The organism is Streptomyces pinistramenti (assembly GCF_020564935.1).
Lineage (GTDB): Bacteria > Actinomycetota > Actinomycetes > Streptomycetales > Streptomycetaceae > Streptomyces > Streptomyces pinistramenti.
In genome coordinates this window covers 60732-76128 of sequence record NZ_JAJCXB010000020.1, presented here as the reverse complement: position 1 = coordinate 76128, position 15397 = coordinate 60732, and the positions used below count along the sequence as shown (strand labels likewise).

The 15397-nt window shown below is 72.0% G+C and carries 15 protein-coding genes and 2 pseudogenes; 9 read left to right on the top strand and 8 right to left on the bottom strand.

All coding sequences use genetic code 11. The annotated features are described in order from the left end of the window. Window positions 1-15 precede the first annotated feature (15 nt). Window positions 16-678, top strand: a complete 663-nt coding sequence (locus LIU39_RS16525) for a ScbR family autoregulator-binding transcription factor (RefSeq protein ID WP_227047472.1) — start codon at window positions 16-18, stop codon at window positions 676-678. A 66-nt stretch (window positions 679-744) separates the two neighbouring features. On the opposite strand, the gene LIU39_RS16520 is transcribed toward LIU39_RS16525, so the two are convergent. Continuing rightward, window positions 745-1413: a ScbR family autoregulator-binding transcription factor gene (locus tag LIU39_RS16520; protein WP_227047471.1), complete on the bottom strand. Its 669-nt coding sequence runs from the start codon at window positions 1411-1413 to the stop codon at window positions 745-747. A gap of 358 nt (window positions 1414-1771) precedes the next feature. Then, window positions 1772-2647, bottom strand: a complete 876-nt coding sequence (locus tag LIU39_RS16515) for a helix-turn-helix transcriptional regulator (protein ID WP_227047470.1) — start codon at window positions 2645-2647, stop codon at window positions 1772-1774. Window positions 2648-2794: 147 nt separating this feature from the next. Between LIU39_RS16515 and LIU39_RS16510 the strand changes: the two genes are divergently transcribed. After that, the gene (locus tag LIU39_RS16510; RefSeq protein ID WP_227047469.1) at window positions 2795-4270 is read left to right on the top strand and encodes an MFS transporter; all 1476 of its coding nucleotides are present in this window, start codon (window positions 2795-2797) and stop codon (window positions 4268-4270) included. A 44-nt stretch (window positions 4271-4314) separates the two neighbouring features. Here the strand turns inward: LIU39_RS16510 and kilB are convergent. The 4 genes and pseudogenes from kilB to LIU39_RS16495 all read right to left on the bottom strand — a co-directional run. Next, a pseudogene (kilB, locus tag LIU39_RS35810) lies at window positions 4315-4554 on the bottom strand (plasmid transfer protein KilB); the annotation flags it as partial. Between the two features lie 58 nt (window positions 4555-4612). Next, window positions 4613-4774: a hypothetical protein gene (locus LIU39_RS35805; protein ID WP_505016422.1), complete on the bottom strand. Its 162-nt coding sequence runs from the start codon at window positions 4772-4774 to the stop codon at window positions 4613-4615. A gap of 44 nt (window positions 4775-4818) precedes the next feature. Next, a complete protein-coding gene (locus LIU39_RS16500; RefSeq protein ID WP_227047468.1) occupies window positions 4819-5688 on the bottom strand; it encodes an alpha/beta fold hydrolase in 870 nt (289 codons plus the stop codon). Between the two features lie 79 nt (window positions 5689-5767). Further along, a pseudogene (locus LIU39_RS16495) lies at window positions 5768-6594 on the bottom strand (MBL fold metallo-hydrolase). Window positions 6595-7063: 469 nt separating this feature from the next. On the opposite strand from LIU39_RS16495, the gene LIU39_RS16490 reads away from it, so the two are divergent. The 4 genes from LIU39_RS16490 (at window position 7064) to LIU39_RS16475 (ending at window position 10065) form a co-directional block, all read left to right on the top strand. Further along, on the top strand, window positions 7064-7576 hold the full coding sequence (locus LIU39_RS16490; protein ID WP_227047467.1) for a DinB family protein: 513 nt from the start codon (window positions 7064-7066) through the stop codon (window positions 7574-7576). Between the two features lie 70 nt (window positions 7577-7646). Beyond that, entirely contained in the window at window positions 7647-7844 is a 198-nt protein-coding gene (locus LIU39_RS16485; RefSeq protein WP_227047466.1) for a hypothetical protein, read from the top strand. 40 nt (window positions 7845-7884) lie between these two features. Next, window positions 7885-9003: a PP2C family protein-serine/threonine phosphatase gene (locus LIU39_RS16480; RefSeq protein ID WP_227047465.1), complete on the top strand. Its 1119-nt coding sequence runs from the start codon at window positions 7885-7887 to the stop codon at window positions 9001-9003. A 237-nt stretch (window positions 9004-9240) separates the two neighbouring features. After that, complete coding sequence (locus LIU39_RS16475) at window positions 9241-10065, top strand: aldo/keto reductase (RefSeq protein ID WP_227047464.1); 825 nt, start codon at window positions 9241-9243, stop codon at window positions 10063-10065. 74 nt (window positions 10066-10139) lie between these two features. Here LIU39_RS16475 and LIU39_RS16470 read toward each other — a convergent pair whose 3' ends face one another. Together LIU39_RS16470 and LIU39_RS16465 are read right to left on the bottom strand one after the other, a co-directional pair. Next, on the bottom strand, window positions 10140-11663 hold the full coding sequence (locus LIU39_RS16470) for an FGGY-family carbohydrate kinase (protein WP_227047463.1): 1524 nt from the start codon (window positions 11661-11663) through the stop codon (window positions 10140-10142). Window positions 11664-11894: 231 nt separating this feature from the next. Beyond that, window positions 11895-12098, bottom strand: a complete 204-nt coding sequence (locus tag LIU39_RS16465; protein ID WP_227047462.1) for a hypothetical protein — start codon at window positions 12096-12098, stop codon at window positions 11895-11897. Window positions 12099-12509: 411 nt separating this feature from the next. Between LIU39_RS16465 and LIU39_RS16460 the strand changes: the two genes are divergently transcribed. From LIU39_RS16460 to LIU39_RS16450, 3 genes are all read left to right on the top strand, one after another. Further along, window positions 12510-12956, top strand: coding sequence for a VOC family protein (locus LIU39_RS16460; RefSeq protein WP_227047461.1), 447 nt, complete (start codon window positions 12510-12512; stop codon window positions 12954-12956). 157 nt (window positions 12957-13113) lie between these two features. Continuing rightward, window positions 13114-14142 carry an L-threonine 3-dehydrogenase gene (gene tdh, locus LIU39_RS16455; protein WP_227047460.1) on the top strand — a complete coding sequence of 343 codons (1029 nt, stop codon included), beginning with the start codon at window positions 13114-13116 and terminating at the stop codon, window positions 14140-14142. Between the two features lie 57 nt (window positions 14143-14199). Next, entirely contained in the window at window positions 14200-15393 is a 1194-nt protein-coding gene (locus tag LIU39_RS16450) for a glycine C-acetyltransferase (protein ID WP_227047459.1), read from the top strand. The last annotated feature ends 4 nt before the right edge of the window (window positions 15394-15397 follow it).

Here is a 15397-nt window from a genome sequence, read left to right as displayed (position 1 = left end):
GAATGAGGTGTCCTGATGGCGCAGCAGGCACGGGCGATCCAGACTCGTCGCACGATTCTGGAAGCGGCCGGTGTGGTCTTCGACGAGCGTGGCTATGACGCGGCGACCATCGCCGAGATCCTGAACCGGGCCGGCGTGACCAAGGGCGCCCTGTACTTCCACTTCACCTCGAAAGAGGACCTCGCCAGGGGAGTGCTCGCGGAGGCCCTGACGATGGAGGGCGTACTGCCGCAGGACTCCAAGCTCCAGGAATGGGTCGACGTCGGCATGGTGCTCGCGCACCGGCTGCCCCGCGAGCCCCTGTTGAGCGCGGCGATCAGGCTGTCGGCCGACCAGCACGCCCGCGAATTGTTCGGCACGTCGTGGCCGGGCTGGATCGGCTTCATCACGGCACAGCTGGAAGAGGCGAAGCGGCAGGGTGAACTGCTGCCGCACATCGCCCCCGAGGAGACCGCGTCGCTGTTCGTGGGCGCCTGGACCGGAGTCGAGATCGTGAACTCCGCACTGTCGCTCGGCCGGTTGGAGACGAAGATCGCGTCGCTCTACGACCACATGCTGCCCGGCATCGGCGTCCCCGGCGTACTCAGCCGCCTGGACACGACACCGGGCCGCGGCGCCCGGATCTGGGGCGCCCACCAGCAGCCCGGCCACGAGGACAGTTCGCTCACCACCGCCTGAACGGCCCGGCACCGACCGGTCGTTACTCCTGGCGGCCCGCCGCCGTCGCCGCGCGGCAACGGCGGGCTATCGCGTCGTCGGCCGGTCCGGTGAGCCGTCGTTCTGGTGCTGGACGCGGGTCAGGGGGTGGGTGCCGGACGGCTCGGGCCGCTTCGATGCGTCGACGACGAGGAGTGGCAGGAGGGACTGCCAGAGGCCGGTGACCGAGGGCGCGGAGAGCCAGCTCCGGTCCTCGCGGGCAAGTACCTCGAAGCCGACCGTCGCGCCGACGATCGACCCGGCCGGCTCGGCGACCGGCAGGTCGGGAGCCAGTGAGCCCTGCGTCCTGGCGCGGGTGAGCAGGTCGGTCACGCAGGCGTGCCAGCGCAGGCGCAGGTCTGCGCCGGAGCGGTGCGCGGCCTGGCAGTTGAGCCGGAACCCGGCGCGCACCACCACATCGCCGCTGAGCTGCTGCGCCAGGACGTGGGTGGTGTCGATGAGCGCCTGGAGGGCGTTCGGGCTCTGCCGTTGAACGGTGCGGGCGAAGGCGTACAGGGTCCGCGTCGCCTCCGCCTCGACCGCTGCGGCCACCGCCGCCTTGGTGTCGAAGTGGAAGTGCAGCGCGCCCGTGCTCACTCCCGCGCCGGCGCTGATCGTGGAGAGCTTCGCCTGGACGTAGCCGCGTTCGTCGAAGGACTGCGCGGCGGAACGGATCAGCGCGTGCCGGGTGCGTTCGGAGCGTCCCTGCCGGGTCACCGGTCCCTCCCGGTGACGAGACGGATCGCGGTTGCTGTGCGTGACGGGAGGGCGATGACGGCCCGCGCGGCGGCAGTTGGTTGTCGGGGCGTGAGGGGACTCTTCATAAGAGATATAAAACCAACTCACTGGTTTTATATCCAGACCCGGGGAGGCGTTCGGCGTGACGCCCATGGGGGAGTGGTGTGCGGTGAGGTCCAAGTGGCGGCCGAATTCGGTCACTTGTGAGAGCGGTTCGCCCTCGTGTGCCGTTCGCACTCGTGCATCCCGCTCAACCCTCTGTGTACCCCTAAACCGTCACACCGGTTTTTTAATCGTCAACACTTTTGCCGCGCCGTGCAGTGGGTGCGGAACGGGCTCAGAGCAGGGGAGCGGCGTCGCGCCGGGAGTGCGGAGCGGCCACGGATCCGGCGGCGAAGGTGGCCAACTCCGGTAGTTTTCCGGCGGTTTCGCCGTCCGCGGGTAGACACGAGACCATGGTGACCCCGGGGGCGTCCACGGCCGCCAGCTTCACGTAGTCGAACGTCAGCCGCCCCAGCCGAGGGTGGTCGAAGGTCCTGCGCGCCGGATGGAAATCCGCCACGTCGTGCGTGTCCCACCAGTCGCCGAACTCCTCGCTCTGCGCGCACAGACCGGCGGTCAGGCGCGCGAACTCCGGGTCACCGACGTGCCGGTCGGCGCTCGCGCGGTACTGCTCCAGCAGCGCACGGGCCTGACCGGGCCAGTCGACCAGGAGCGGACGGATCCTGGGCTCGGTGAACACCAGCCGGAGCAGGTTGCGTTCGGGCAGGCTCCCGTCGGACGGGTCGCCGATGAGACCGGCCTCGGAACGGTTCCACGCCAGCAGGTCCCAGTTGGGGGCGAGCAGATAGGACGGGTGCGGATCGAGCGCGTCGACCAGACGCTGCAACGCCTGCCCGCCGCTCCCCTCGGGGGCGGCCGGCGGCAGGGCCTGGCCTGCCAGGGTGAACAGATGGCGGGTCTCGGCAGGCGACAGCCGCAGCACCCCGGCCAGGCTGTGCAGCACCTGGCGGCTCACGGTGATGTCCCTGGCCTGTTCCAGCCAGGTGTACCAGGTGACGCTGACGCCCGAGAGCAGGGCGACCTCTTCGCGGCGCAGTCCCGGGGTGCGGCGGCGCGGCCCGGCCGGGAGACCGGCGTCGCCCGGCCTGACCCGCTCCCTGCGGGTGCGGAGGAACTCCGCCAGGACCCGGCGCCGTTCCTGATCAGCCATCGAACCTCTCCGCAACGAACCGTCCCGCGCGCACCCTACTGCCCCTCCGCCCCACCCGTGTCGCCCCAAGAACCCCAGGGTGGTACCGCGGCCACCAGCATAATTTGCGTCTGTTGCGTCACCCGGCCCCGGGCCAGGCTCAGCACCATGACTCACGCCAGACCACCGGCCGATTCCCTGCACCCCGTCCCGACCGGCCCCGCCACCGCGGCGCCTCCGGGGCCCTCGCCGTGGCGCGCCCTGGCCGTCGTTCTGCTGGGCGTCTTCATGGCCGTGCTCGACACCTTCATCGTGCTCGTGGCGGCCCCGGCCATCCAGGACGACCTGCACGCGTCGGACGCCGACGTCCAGCTCATCCTGGCCGGGTATCAACTCACCTACGCCATCGCCCTGATCACCGGTGCCCGGCTCGGCGACCGGTTCGGCCGCAGGCGCTGCTTCCTCACCGGCATGGCCGTCTTCACGCTGGCGTCCGTGGCCTGCGCCGCCGCGCCAGGGCCCGGCGCCCTGATCGCCGCCCGGCTCCTGCAAGGACTCGGCGCCGCGGTGATGTTCCCGCAGGTCTTCGCGACGATCCAGGTGCTGCTGACACCGGAGCAACGGCCCCGGGCCTTCGGCGTCCTGGGCGCGGTCATCGGCACCGCCGGAGTCGCGGGCCAGCTGCTCGGCGGCCTCCTCATCTCCGCCGACCTGTTCGGCACCTCCTGGCGCCCGATCTTCTGGGTCAACGTCCCCGTCGGCCTCGTCACGCTGGTCCTCGCCGCCGTCCTCGTCCCCGAGTCGCGGTCGCCCGACAGTCGCCGGCCGGACCTCGCGGGCATGGCCGTACTGACCCTCGCCCTCGTCCTCCTCGTGGTCCCCCTGGTCGAGGGCAGGGAGGCCGGCTGGCCGACGTGGACCTGGTTCAGCCTGGCAGCCGGGGTGCTCGCCCTGCTCGGCTTCGCGCTCGTGGAACGCCGCGTCGAGACGGCGGGCGGCGCGCCGCTGCTGCGGCCGGGCCTGCTGCGCGAACGTCCCTTCGCCCTCGGCATGCTGCTGGTCCTGCTCGCCTACTTCGGCATCAACTCCTTCTTCCTGGTGCTGTCCGTCACCGTGCAGGACGGCCTGGGCCTGGACACGCTGAGCGCCGGCGTCTTCTATCTCCCCTTCGCCGCCGCGTTCTTCGCCGGCAGCATCATCGCCGGACGGATGGCCCGGCACGGCCGGCGCCTGCTGCAGGCCGGGGCACTGATCCTCGCCACCGGCCACGCGGTCACCCTCGCCGTGGTGCTCAGTGCCGGCGCTTCGCTCACCGCCTGGTCACTCGCCGCGCCACTGCTCGTATCCGGCCTGGGCAACGGCGTGCTGGTCACCCCGCTGCTGAACGCCGTGCTGTCGCGCATCCGCCCCACGGAGATCGGCATGGCCTCCGGGGTGCTGTCCACCGGGCAGCAGGTCGGCGGCGCGGTCGGGGTGGCCGTCATCGGCGTCATCTTCTACGGCACGCTGAAGGGCGCCGCCCGCAGCGACGTCACGGCGTACGGACACGCCCTCGCCGCCGCCCTCGTCTTCAACCTGGCCCTGGCCGCGGCCCTTTCGGCCCTCCTGTGCCTGCTGCCGCGCATGTCCGAGCCCCGGCACTGAGGCGTGATCCGCAGGGCACCCCGGGGCATCCGCCGGCCGACAGTTCAACGGGTCAACGGCCCAGCGCGGGACACGAACGCTTCGATCGCCTGCCGTGCGAGGGCGTCCAGCGAGTCCCGCTCCGCCGGTTCCTGTGCGGTCGAAACGTCCCGAGTGGCCTGATAGGCCCGCTCGGCCGCGAGGATCACTTCCCGGTCGTCGGTGAGCAACTGGACCCGGTAGAGCACTTGCCGTGTCGCTGTCCTGAGGCGGTGTGCCTCATCGCGTGCCCTGATGAAAGCCTCTCCGTCCGGGCCCTGCTGCTTGCGGTACCAGCGGTCCGCCTGGCCGTGGCGGTAGTCCTCACACCGCCGTGGCGAACGTGCTGAACGTGGCTATTCGCTCCTGCCGGAGCGCTTCGGACCGCGCGAACAGCTCACTGCGCCGGGACGCGAGGCGCTGGAAGAGGTGCGTGACCACGGCACCTATGAGGGTGCCACCGACCGCTACCACGCTCGTCCACATGGCTTCCACGGCATCAGCTGATCACAAAGGAGGCCGGCGCGGGGTCAGCTCCGTTCTTCCGGCCCGACGCGCTCCCGGGAGAGGAACGCCGACACCACCCGGGTGAAGAGGCCAGGGGCGTCGAGCCAGGGGGAGTGGCCGCTGCCCGGCTGGACGGCCAACTCCGCCCGGGGGAACAGCTTCACGATGCCGGCGGCGACCCGGGGAGCGGCCCGCTGTCCAGTGCGCCGGCGAGGATCAGAGCCGGTGCGTCCAAGGCGGCCATGGCGGCGCGGGTCGCGGCGGGGGAGAAGGCGCCGGGTGACGCGTAGCGGTCGGAGGCCCGCGGCGTTGGTCCGGGCGACGTCGGATGCGGCGTGCGCCTGGGCGGCCGCGTCCCAACGGCCGTAGAGGAAAGGGGCGATGGCGTCCCAGTCCGCGTCCGTCGGGGTGCCGGTCCAGACGGTCTCATAGGCGGCATGCGCGGCCGGGAACCACGGCTCGGCCGCGCGCATGGCCGCCGCCTCGCGACGGTGCTCCCCGGTGAAGTCGATGCCGAGGGCACGGGCGCGGGCGGTGACCGGGGTGAGGCTGCGGATCCGCTGCGGGTACCGGGCCGCGTGGAGCAGGGCCAGATCGCCGGCCGCCGAGTGCGCGAGCACGTCGATGCGTTCTGCGCCGAGATGTTCGCGGAGGGCCTCGACGTCGGCGGCCTGGTGGTCGCAGCGGTAGGTGGCGGGATCGGTGGGGATGCCGGACGCGCCGGTGCCCCGCAGGTCGAGCAGGACCGGCCGACGGTGCGCCGACAGCCCGCCGAGATCGCCGAGGTAGGCGGAGGCACGCATCGGGCCGCCGGGCAGGCAGAGCAGCGGCTCGCCCTCGCCCATGACGTGATAGGCGAGCGTGGTCCCGTCGGGAGCGGTGAAGGCAGGCACGGCGCCATGCCGAGGAGCGCGTGATGCCTGGCGCAAGCGGATTTTGAGGAGGCCGGCCGGTGCCGTGCCCGCCCGGAAGTCAGTACCGCATGGCGGTGAAGTCGACCGGGCGCGGCCGGAGTTCGCGTACGCGGGCCGTCAGGCCCCTGAGCCGCCTCGCCATTTCCGGGGCCGGCAGCCGTTGGCGGTCGCCGTGTCCCGGCAGCAGCCACTCCCAGCGCAGCCGGTCGGCCGTTCTTGCCAGGGACGCGCCCAACTCCCGGATCGAATACCAGGTGACGCTCTCGGCGACCTCCAGATCGGCCGTCGTACGCGACCAGTACAGGCTGTCGCCGCTGAAGCAGTACCGGTCGTCCGCGAGGTAGAGCACGCTGCCCTTGGTGTGCCCGGGGAGCGGGTGGGCGACGACTCCCGGGGCGATCTGCGCCGGGGCGGTGCCGCGGATGATCCGGTCGGCGTCCGGCGCGGCGTCGAGGTCGCCCTCGTGGATCCACAGCCGCGCGCCGAACCTGTCCGCGTAGCGGCGGCCGTGCGCGGCATGGTCCCGGTGGGTGAGCAGGACGTCGGTGACGCGTCCCAGCTCCTCGTACCGCGTGGCCAGCGCGCTGCTCCAGCGGGGCGTGTTGACCATCATCACGGTGCCGGACGGTCGGCGCAGCAGGAGGAGTTGGCGCCCGCGGTGTGCGGGGAGTTGTGGCCGCACAGCAGGACGCCGTCGTCGAGGGCCCACGGGAACGGGTCGGCGGCCGGATCCAGCCGTTGGCCGGGGCGGCGGATCGACCGGGGCGGGCAGCCGAACGCCGCGGCATGCAACTGCCGTGCCTCCGCGGTGTTCCGGGGCTGCCGGACGATCTCCGAGCGGCCCGCGTGCTCGCGGATCAGACCGGGCGCGAGCTGCCGCGCCACGTCGCAGTTCGTACAGCGCGAGTCGACGTACCAGGCACTCCGGTCCGGGCCGCCCGCCTCCTGGCCGTGTCCGGAGCCCTCGGCGCCCGCACGGCGACGCCGCTCTCCCGCGGGCGCCGATACCCGGCTCCCTTCCCTCTCCTCGTCCATGCCGTCCTGTATGCCGTCGTCCATGGTGTTCCTTCCCGAGGTGCTGGGCGGTGTCATGCCCTCGCCCTGACCTGTGCATCGAACGCATCCGATGCACCCCATGCACCCAACTCGTCGAACGCATCGAACTCGTCGTCCCTCAAGGGGTATCCCGCGCCCGGGAGAAAGCGGAAGAGGCGCCGGTGGTTGTGCTTCCGGGAGCGGCTCGCTCTGCGGGTGGACGGCGATAGAGGTGCTACGCGCGCTATGTCGGTGACGGGGGAGCCGGCGCCGGAAAATATGGTGCGGCCCGATGCCTTGCCGCGTAGCTTCGCTGTCCATGACTCCCTCCCGGATCCGTCCCCCCTTCGACGCCGACGAGCGGACGCAGCTCACCGGCTGGCTCGCCATGCAGCGGGCGATCGTCCACTGGAAGTGCGAAGGGCTGTCGGAGGCGGACGCGCACCGCCCGCTCCTGCCGTCCTCGCCGCTCATGACGGTGGCGGGTGTCGTCTCCCATCTGCGGTGGGCCGAAAACACCTGGTTCGAGGTCCTGTTCCTGGGCCGCCCCGCCGACGGACCGCAGTTCCTCGACGATCCCGAGGACGCCGACATGCGCGTCGAAGGGGAACCTCTCGACGGGCTCCTCGCCGCCTACGAACGGCAGTGCGCGGTCTCCGACGAGATCATCGCGGCCCACCCGCTGGACGTCGTGGGACGGCACCCCGACTACCGCTCCGCCGCCGCGTCCCTGCGCTGGATGCTGCTCCACATGACCGAGGAGACCGCCCGGCACGCCGGTCACCTGGATGCCATCCGCGAACTGCTCGACGGTGGAAAGGGGTACTACTGAGGGCAGTTGGCGCGGGCCGCCGCGTACACGGGGCCGCCGTCATGGCGCCACCGGCCGGGCGCCGCTCCCGGTGTTCTGCGCGCCGGTCGCCGCGGCCGGTGTGGTCGTCGGCGTCGGACGCGCGCTCGCCGTCGGCGCCGGTCCGGTGATCGTGGCCACCGCGGCGGCGCTGCTGTCGCCCCGGGTGCGCGGCCTGCGGACGCAGGACGGCTCGGGCGTGGCGCGGTCGGCGCAGGGCGGTGCCTCCGACGTCCACGCCGGATCGTGACCCTACGGACATTTCGGGCGCGGTGCTGCGAGCATGACGCATGCGCTTTCGACAGTTGATCAATCTGCGGGGACGACGGGGCCTCGCGCCGGTGCTGGTGCTGATTCCGCTCGCGCTCATCTGTGCCGTCTTCGTGATCGACAGCCTGTTCCCGCCCGAGGTGCACCTGGGGCCGCTGCTGGTCGCCGCCCCGACCTTCACGGCGGCGTTCGCGGGCCCGCAGCTCACCGCCGTGGTCGGCGTGCTCGCCCTCGCCGCCCAGTTCTTCATCGGCGTGGTCAGCGGCGACGCCACCTCGCAGAACCATCAGGTCCAGCTCATCGCGCTGCTCCTGGTCAGCGCGCTCGTCGTGCTCTTCGCCGTGGTGCGCGACCGGGTCGAGCGGCGGCTGATGAAGAGCCGTTCGGTGGCCGGTGTGGCACAGCAGGTGCTGCTGCGGCCGCTGCCGCAGCGGAGCGGACCGCTGCAGATCGCGTCGTTCTACCTCGCTGCCGAGGAAGAGGCCGAGATGGGCGGCGACCTGTTCGCCGCGGTCCGTACGGAGGGCGCCACCCGGCTGATCATCGGCGACGTGCGCGGCAAAGGGCTGCCCGCGTACAGTCACGCCGCGCTGATCCTCGGCGCCTTCCGGGCCGCCGCGCACGAGCAGGCGACGCTGCCCGGCCTCGCCGTCCACCTCGACGGCGCGATGCGCTGGGAGGCCGGCCAATGGGACGGTGAGGAAGAGGGCTCGGAAGAGGCGTTCGCCACCGCGACGCTGCTCGACATCCCCGATGGGTCGGCCGAACTGCGCACCGTCACCTGCGGACACCCGCCCGCCCTGCTGCTCCGCGGCGGCCGCGTCCGCACCCTGCACGCCACGCACACCGCCCTCCCGATCGGACTCGGCGGCCTCCCCGGCGCGGCCGGCCACGAGGTCGACAGTCATCCCTTCGAGCCCGGCGACCTGCTGCTCCTCTATACGGACGGTGTCACCGAGGCCCGCGACCGCAGCGGTGCCTTCTATCCGCTCACGGAACGTGCCGGGGCCTGGAGTGCGCAGACCCCGCACGACGTGCTCCGGCACCTGCGCGCCGACCTGCAGGCGTACACGCACGGCCGCCTGGGCGACGACGCCGCGGCCATCGCGATCCGGCGGCTGCCGCCCGACGGTGCGTAGGGCGGCAGCCCACGGCAAAACACGCGGCGATTGCAATTAAATGCGCCTGCAATTATTGTGTGAGCAGGTAAGGCGGAGCGGCTCGCGAGCGCGCTCCCGGGCTCTCGCCGCCGCGGCGTGGCGCCGCCGGCCGCCCCGGGGAGCTTCCCCACACTGGCCCGTACCGGCCCCGGTCGGCCCGCCTCCCTCCCCGGCCTGATCCCCCGGCCGGACAACCAACCGAAGGAACCCCCTCCCATGACCTCCGTGCCCGACGTCACCCTCAACAACGGAGTGACGATCCCGCAGCTCGGCTTCGGCGTCTTCCAGGTGGACGACGACAAGGCGACCGCGGCGGTGCTCGCCGCCCTGGAAGCCGGTTACCGCAGCATCGACACCGCCGCTATCTACGCCAACGAACCCGGCGTCGGCCGCGCCCTGGCCACCTCCGGCATCCCCCGCGACGACCTGTTCCTCACCACCAAGCTGTGGAACGACGACCAGGGCTACGACTCCACGCTGACGGCGTTCGATGCCAGCCTGGCCAGGCTCGGCCTGGACTACGTGGACATGTACCTCATCCACTGGCCAACGCCTGCCCGCGACCGCTACCTCGACACCTGGCGCGCGATCGAGAAGCTGCACGCCGACGGCCGGATCCGCACGATCGGCGTCTCCAACTTCCAGCCCGAGCACCTCCAGCGGCTGCTGGAGAACACGGACATCACCCCGGCGGTGAACCAGATCGAGCTGCATCCCTACCTCCAGCAGGAGCGGCTGCGCGCCTTCCACGGCGAGCACGGCATCGCGACCGAGGCGTGGAGCCCGCTGGCGCAGGGCGCCCTGCTCCAGAACCCGGTGCTCACCTCGCTCGCCGAGCGGCACGGCAAGTCGCCCGCCCAGGTGGTTCTGCGCTGGCACCTGCAGCTCGGGAACATCGTGATCCCCAAGTCCGTCACCCCCGCCCGCATCCGGGAGAACATCGACGTCTTCGGCTTCTCCCTCGCGGACGACGAGATGGCCGCCCTCGCGGGACTCGACCGCGGTGAGCGCATCGGACCCGACCCGGACACTCTCAACTAGCCCTTCCCGTAAGCGGGTTCACGGCTGCTGGCCCCTTGCCTGTGGTGACTTCGGAGGCAGGGGGCCGAGGCCGCTCAGCGGGTGGGGTCGCCGTGCCGGTCCTGGGCGGCGGCGAGGCGGTGCTGGAGGGGGCCGGTCGCCGTCCGCAGGTCCTGGTAGGCGGCGTAGCGGTCGGCGAAGAGGTCCCTGGTGGCAGCGGACGGGGTGAGGACCTTCGCCGGACGGTTCCAGCGGGCACCGGGCCGGACGGCTCCGATGGCGAGCGCGGCGAACCTGGCGTCGCCGTAACTCGCCCCGCAGCGCTCGTGCGGGTACTCCTGCGCGACGCCGGTGACGTCGGTGACGATCTGCGGCCACAAGGGGTGGGTGGTGCCGCCGCCCACGGCGACGACGCGTCCGGGTGTGAAGCCGGCCTCGGCGAAGGCGTCGAGGTGGTGCCGTACGGCCAGGGCGGTGGCCTCCAGCAGGGCGCGGTAGACGTCGCCCCGGGTATGGCGCAGGGTCAGGCCGGCGATGATGCCGCGCGCCTGCGGGTCGGCGACGGGGGTGCGTTCGCCGGCGAAGTACGGCAGCGCGAGCAGCCCGCCTGCGCCCGGGGGAGAGGCGGCGGCCTCGGCGGTCAGCTGGGGGAAGCCGGCGCCGCCGGTGAGGTCGCGGAACCACTGGGTGATGCTGCCGGAGCTGGCCATGCCGGCCGCCAGCGTGTGCTGTCCCGGGTGGTTGCCCGCCGTCGACCACAGGGCGGGCGAGCGCACCGGCGTGCCGGTGACACCCACGAAGAACAGGGTCGAGCCGTACATCAGCATCAGGTCACCGGGATCGCGGACGTCGACGCTCTCCGCCTCGGCCCAGGCGTCGATGGTGCCGACCGCTACGGGTGTGCCCGCGGCGAGCCCGGTCGCGGCCGCCGCGCGCGCCGTGACGCGGCCGGCGATGTCGGCGGGCCAGGCCAGCTCGGGAAGCGCCAGGCCAGGCGCCACGGCCTGCGCCCACGGCTGGTGCCAGGCGCGGGCCGCGAGGTCGTAGAGCGGCGCGTACTGGCTCGCCGAGTGGTGGTCGAGCACGTAGGCGCCGGTCAGCCGGTGGGTGACGTAGGAGTGGGCGGTGAAGACCTTGGCGGTCGCGGCCCAGACCTCGGGCTCGTGATGGCGCAGCCAGGCCAGCTTCGGGCCCGCCGACTGGGAGCCGAGCCGTGATCCGCAGCGCGCCAGCACCGCGTCCGCGCCGCCGAGTTCCCGCTCGATCCGCTCGGCCAGGGGCACCGCTCTGGTGTCCACGCCGTAGAGGAGGGCGGGGCGCAGCGGGCGGCCGTCCGCGTCGGCGGGCAGCACGCAGGGGCCGATGCCGCTGACGCAGACGGCGCGGATCCGCTCGGGCCGCGACGGCAGCAACTCCCGGATCAGTGCATGGACATCGGCCCACCAGATCCCCTCGGCGTCGTGCTCGGCCCGGCCGGGGCCGGGCAGCGAAGTGGAGTGCTCGCGCCGGGCCTGCTGGACGATGCCGCCGTCCGGCGTGCACAGCACCGCTTTGGTACTGGCCGTACCGATGTCGATGCCCAGTACATAGGTGTGCGTACCGGCGGTGGACGGTGTCACGGCGGCTCTCCTGGCGTTGCGGGGCGGACCGGCGACGCGGTGGCGGCGCTGCGGTCGGGTGGCGTGCCCCATGGTGGCGCACGGCGTGGCCAGGGGTGGGGCCTCGCGGCGCGCGGGATCCGGAGGTGCCCGGCGGATTACCGGGCCTTCCGCTGTCCGGAGCCTTCCGCGTGTGCCGACGCGGTGGCTCCGGGTGCCTTCGTCCCCGTATGCGGCCGGGGTGCCGGAGGGTCAGGGGAGCAGGCGCAAGCAGGGCGGTGCGGGGGGTGGAGGCGGTGTGTTCTCTTCGGTTTCCTGTTCGGTTTCCTGTTCGGGCGCCGGCTCTTCGTCGTCGGGTATGGGGTGGCCTTGGAGTGCGGCCAGGGCGCGTTCCAAGGATTCTTTCGTGACCTGCATCCGGATTCTGGCCAGCCGTTCCAATTCGCTTTGCGACACGGTGTCAGCGTAAGGGTGCGCAGCCCCGCTGTCCCTGATCAGGCCCAATTCGACGGACGCCACCGGGGGTTGGGTTATCTTCGGCCGCCCGGGGACAACCGCCTGTAGGGGCGCGTGCGCGGTGGGTGGATTCGAGGGGTGGTGGGTCGTCGGCGGCCCGTAGGGGAATCCCCCGTACCGCAAAGGGTGTTCGGTTGTGGCATGCGGCCGGGGGAGGGGAATTCCGCTTTCCCCGGCGGCCCGTTGAGTGTGCCCTCATGCCCTCACACGGTCTCTCCGCCCGCTCACAAGTAGGACACCAACCGTCCTATACGGCAGGCATCTTCGGACTCGACGGACGCCGGGCGCACCACGCGCAACGGACCGCGTCCGCCCGCCCCTGCCCACCTCCTCACGAAGGACAGCACAGCGATGACCACCACCGGCGCACCCACCGGCACCCTGCGGGGCACAGGCATCTGGGCCCCCGACGGCAAGGCGCTCGCCGACTTCTACGCCACCGCCCTGGGCTGGGAGACCCGGCTGGAACTCCCGGACGAGCACGGCGACACCGTCGCCCACCTGATCAGCGACGGCACACAGTCCCTGGTCTTCTACACCGCCCGCGACTTCAAGGCCCCCAACTGGCCGCAGGACGGACTCCCCTGCCACCTCGACCTCGCCTTCGACGACGTGCAGGCCGCCGAAGAGCGCCTGCTCGCCCTCGGCGCAGGCAAGCCCGGCCACCAGCCGGGCCAGGGCCGGTGGACCGTCCTGCTCGACCGTCGGGCCAGCCGTTCTGCATCAGCGCAGGCTGACGCGGCACGGCCGGCCGCCCGTCCGGACCTGCGGATGAAGCCGAACTGTTGCGGGGCTTAAGAAATGATCGATGGACGGGGAAGGCGCCGCGCGGCAGATTGTTCTGCGCCCGGCGTGATCGTTCGCAGCCGCTCCCGGCTCGGCGCCTCGCGGGCTTTCCCCGCCCGGTCCTTGCTCCCACACCGCCCGGGTCCGCTTCCGTACAGGAGTCATATCGGTGAAAGCGCTGGTGAAGGACAAGGCGGAACCCGGCCTGTGGCTGCGGGACGTGCCGGAGCCGGCCGTCGGCCCGGGTGACGTGCTGATCAAGGTCCTGCGGACAGGCATCTGCGGCACCGATCTGCACATCAGGGCCTGGGACGGCTGGGCCCAACAGGCCGTCGCCGCGCCGCTGGTGGTCGGGCACGAGTTCGTCGGCGAGGTCGTCGGGACCGGCCGGGACGTCGTCGACATCGCCACCGGCGACCGGGTCAGCGGCGAGGGGCACCTGGTGTGCGGAAAGTGCCGCAACTGCCTGGCGGGGCGGCGCCATCTGTGCCGCGCCACGGTGGGGCTCGGCGTCGGCCGGGACGGTGCGTTCGCCGAGTACCTCGCGGTGCCCGCGTCCAACGTGTGGGTCCACCGGGCTCCCGTGGATCTCGATGTCGCCGCGATCTTCGACCCGTTCGGCAACGCCGTGCACACCGCACTGTCCTTCCCGCTCGTCGGTGAGGACGTGCTGATCACCGGCGCAGGACCGATCGGCCTGATGGCCGCGGCGGTGGCCCGGCACGCGGGTGCCCGCAACGTCGTCATCACGGACGTCAGCGAGGAACGGCTCGACCTGGCACGCAAGATCGGGTGCAGTCTCGCGCTCAACGTGGCGGACGCGACGATCGCCGACGGCCAGCGCGCACTCGGGCTGCGCGAGGGCTTCGACGTCGGCCTGGAGATGTCCGGCCGGCCCGAGGCGATGCGCGACATGATCGCCAACATGACGCACGGCGGCCGGATCGCGATGCTCGGACTGCCCGCTGCGGAGTTCCCGGTCGACTGGTCCCGGATCGTCACCTCCATGATCACGATCAAGGGCATCTACGGCCGCGAGATGTTCGAGACCTGGTACGCGATGTCAGTACTCCTCGAAGGCGGCCTCGACCTCGCGCCCGTGATCACCGGACGCTACGGCTACCGCGACTTCGACGCGGCGTTCGCCGACGCGGCGAGCGGCCGCGGCGGCAAGGTCATCCTCGACTGGGCCGCCTGACCCCGCCCGACCGCCCTCCCCGTCCCCCCTGCTCTCCCGACACCAAAGGACCCGGACATGTTCGACTCCGTACGCGACGGCCTGCGCGCCGACCTCGACGAGATCCGTACCGCAGGACTGCACAAGCCCGAACGCGTCATCGACACCCCGCAGTCCGCGACCGTCAACGTCACCGCGGGCGGCCGCCCAGGCGAGGTCCTCAACTTCTGTGCCAACAACTACCTCGGCCTCGCCGACCACCCCGAGGTCATCGCGGCGGCCCACGAGGCGCTGGACCGCTGGGGCTACGGCATGGCCTCGGTCCGCTTCATCTGCGGCACGCAGGAGGTGCACAAGGAACTGGAGCGCCGCCTTTCGGCCTTCCTCGGCCAGGAGGACACCATCCTCTACTCCTCCTGCTTCGACGCCAACGGTGGCGTCTTCGAAACGCTCCTCGGCGCCGACGACGCGGTCATCTCCGACGCACTCAACCACGCGTCGATCATCGACGGAATCCGCCTCTCCAAGGCCCGCCGCTTCCGCTACGCCAACCGCGATCTGGCCGATCTGGAACAGCAGTTGAAGGAGGCCGCGACCGCCCGCCGCCGCCTCGTCGTCACCGACGGCGTCTTCTCCATGGACGGCCACGTGGCGCCCCTGCGGGAGATCTGCGACCTGGCGGACCGCTACGACGCCATGGTCATGGTGGACGACTCGCACGCCACCGGCTGCGTCGGCCCCGGCGGCCGCGGCACCCCCGAACTGCACGGCGTCATGGACCGCATCGACATCCTCACCGGAACCCTCGGCAAGGCACTCGGCGGAGCCTCGGGCGGATACGTCGCCGCGCGCGCCGAGATCGTCGCGCTGCTGCGCCAGCGCTCCCGCCCGTACCTCTTCTCCAACAGCCTCGCCCCGGTGATCGCCGCCGCTTCGCTCAAGGTCCTCGACCTCCTGGAGTCCGCGGACGACCTGCGCGACCGGCTCGCCGCGAACACCGCACTCTTCCGCTCCCGGATGACGGCCGAGGGCTTCGACATCCTGCCGGGCGACCACGCCATCGCGCCCGTCATGATCGGCGACGCGGCCGAGGCCGGGCGGATGGCGGAACTGCTCCTGGAACGCGGCGTGTACGCGATCGGCTTCTCCTACCCCGTGGTGCCGCACGGCAAGGCCCGCATCCGTGTCCAGCTGTCCGCCGCACACTCCCCGCAGGACGTCGAGCGCGCGGTGGCCGCCTTCGTCGACGCCCGGTCGGCCCTGGCAGAATGACGAC

What these genes read in the sequence shown, in the direction of transcription:
- LIU39_RS16515 (WP_227047470.1), bottom strand. Translation starts at nt 2,647, where the DNA reads ATGGCTGATCAGGAACGGCGCCGGGTCCTGGCGGAGTTCCTCCGCACC.
- LIU39_RS35805 (WP_505016422.1), bottom strand. Translation starts at nt 4,774, where the DNA reads ATGTGGACGAGCGTGGTAGCGGTCGGTGGCACCCTCATAGGTGCCGTG.
- LIU39_RS16475 (WP_227047464.1), top strand. Translation starts at nt 9,241, where the DNA reads ATGACCTCCGTGCCCGACGTCACCCTCAACAACGGAGTGACGATCCCG.
- LIU39_RS16525 (WP_227047472.1), top strand. Translation starts at nt 16, where the DNA reads ATGGCGCAGCAGGCACGGGCGATCCAGACTCGTCGCACGATTCTGGAA.
- LIU39_RS16460 (WP_227047461.1), top strand. Translation starts at nt 12,510, where the DNA reads ATGACCACCACCGGCGCACCCACCGGCACCCTGCGGGGCACAGGCATC.
- LIU39_RS16510 (WP_227047469.1), top strand. Translation starts at nt 2,795, where the DNA reads ATGACTCACGCCAGACCACCGGCCGATTCCCTGCACCCCGTCCCGACC.
- LIU39_RS16480 (WP_227047465.1), top strand. Translation starts at nt 7,885, where the DNA reads ATGCGCTTTCGACAGTTGATCAATCTGCGGGGACGACGGGGCCTCGCG.
- LIU39_RS16450 (WP_227047459.1), top strand. Translation starts at nt 14,200, where the DNA reads ATGTTCGACTCCGTACGCGACGGCCTGCGCGCCGACCTCGACGAGATC.
- LIU39_RS16490 (WP_227047467.1), top strand. Translation starts at nt 7,064, where the DNA reads ATGACTCCCTCCCGGATCCGTCCCCCCTTCGACGCCGACGAGCGGACG.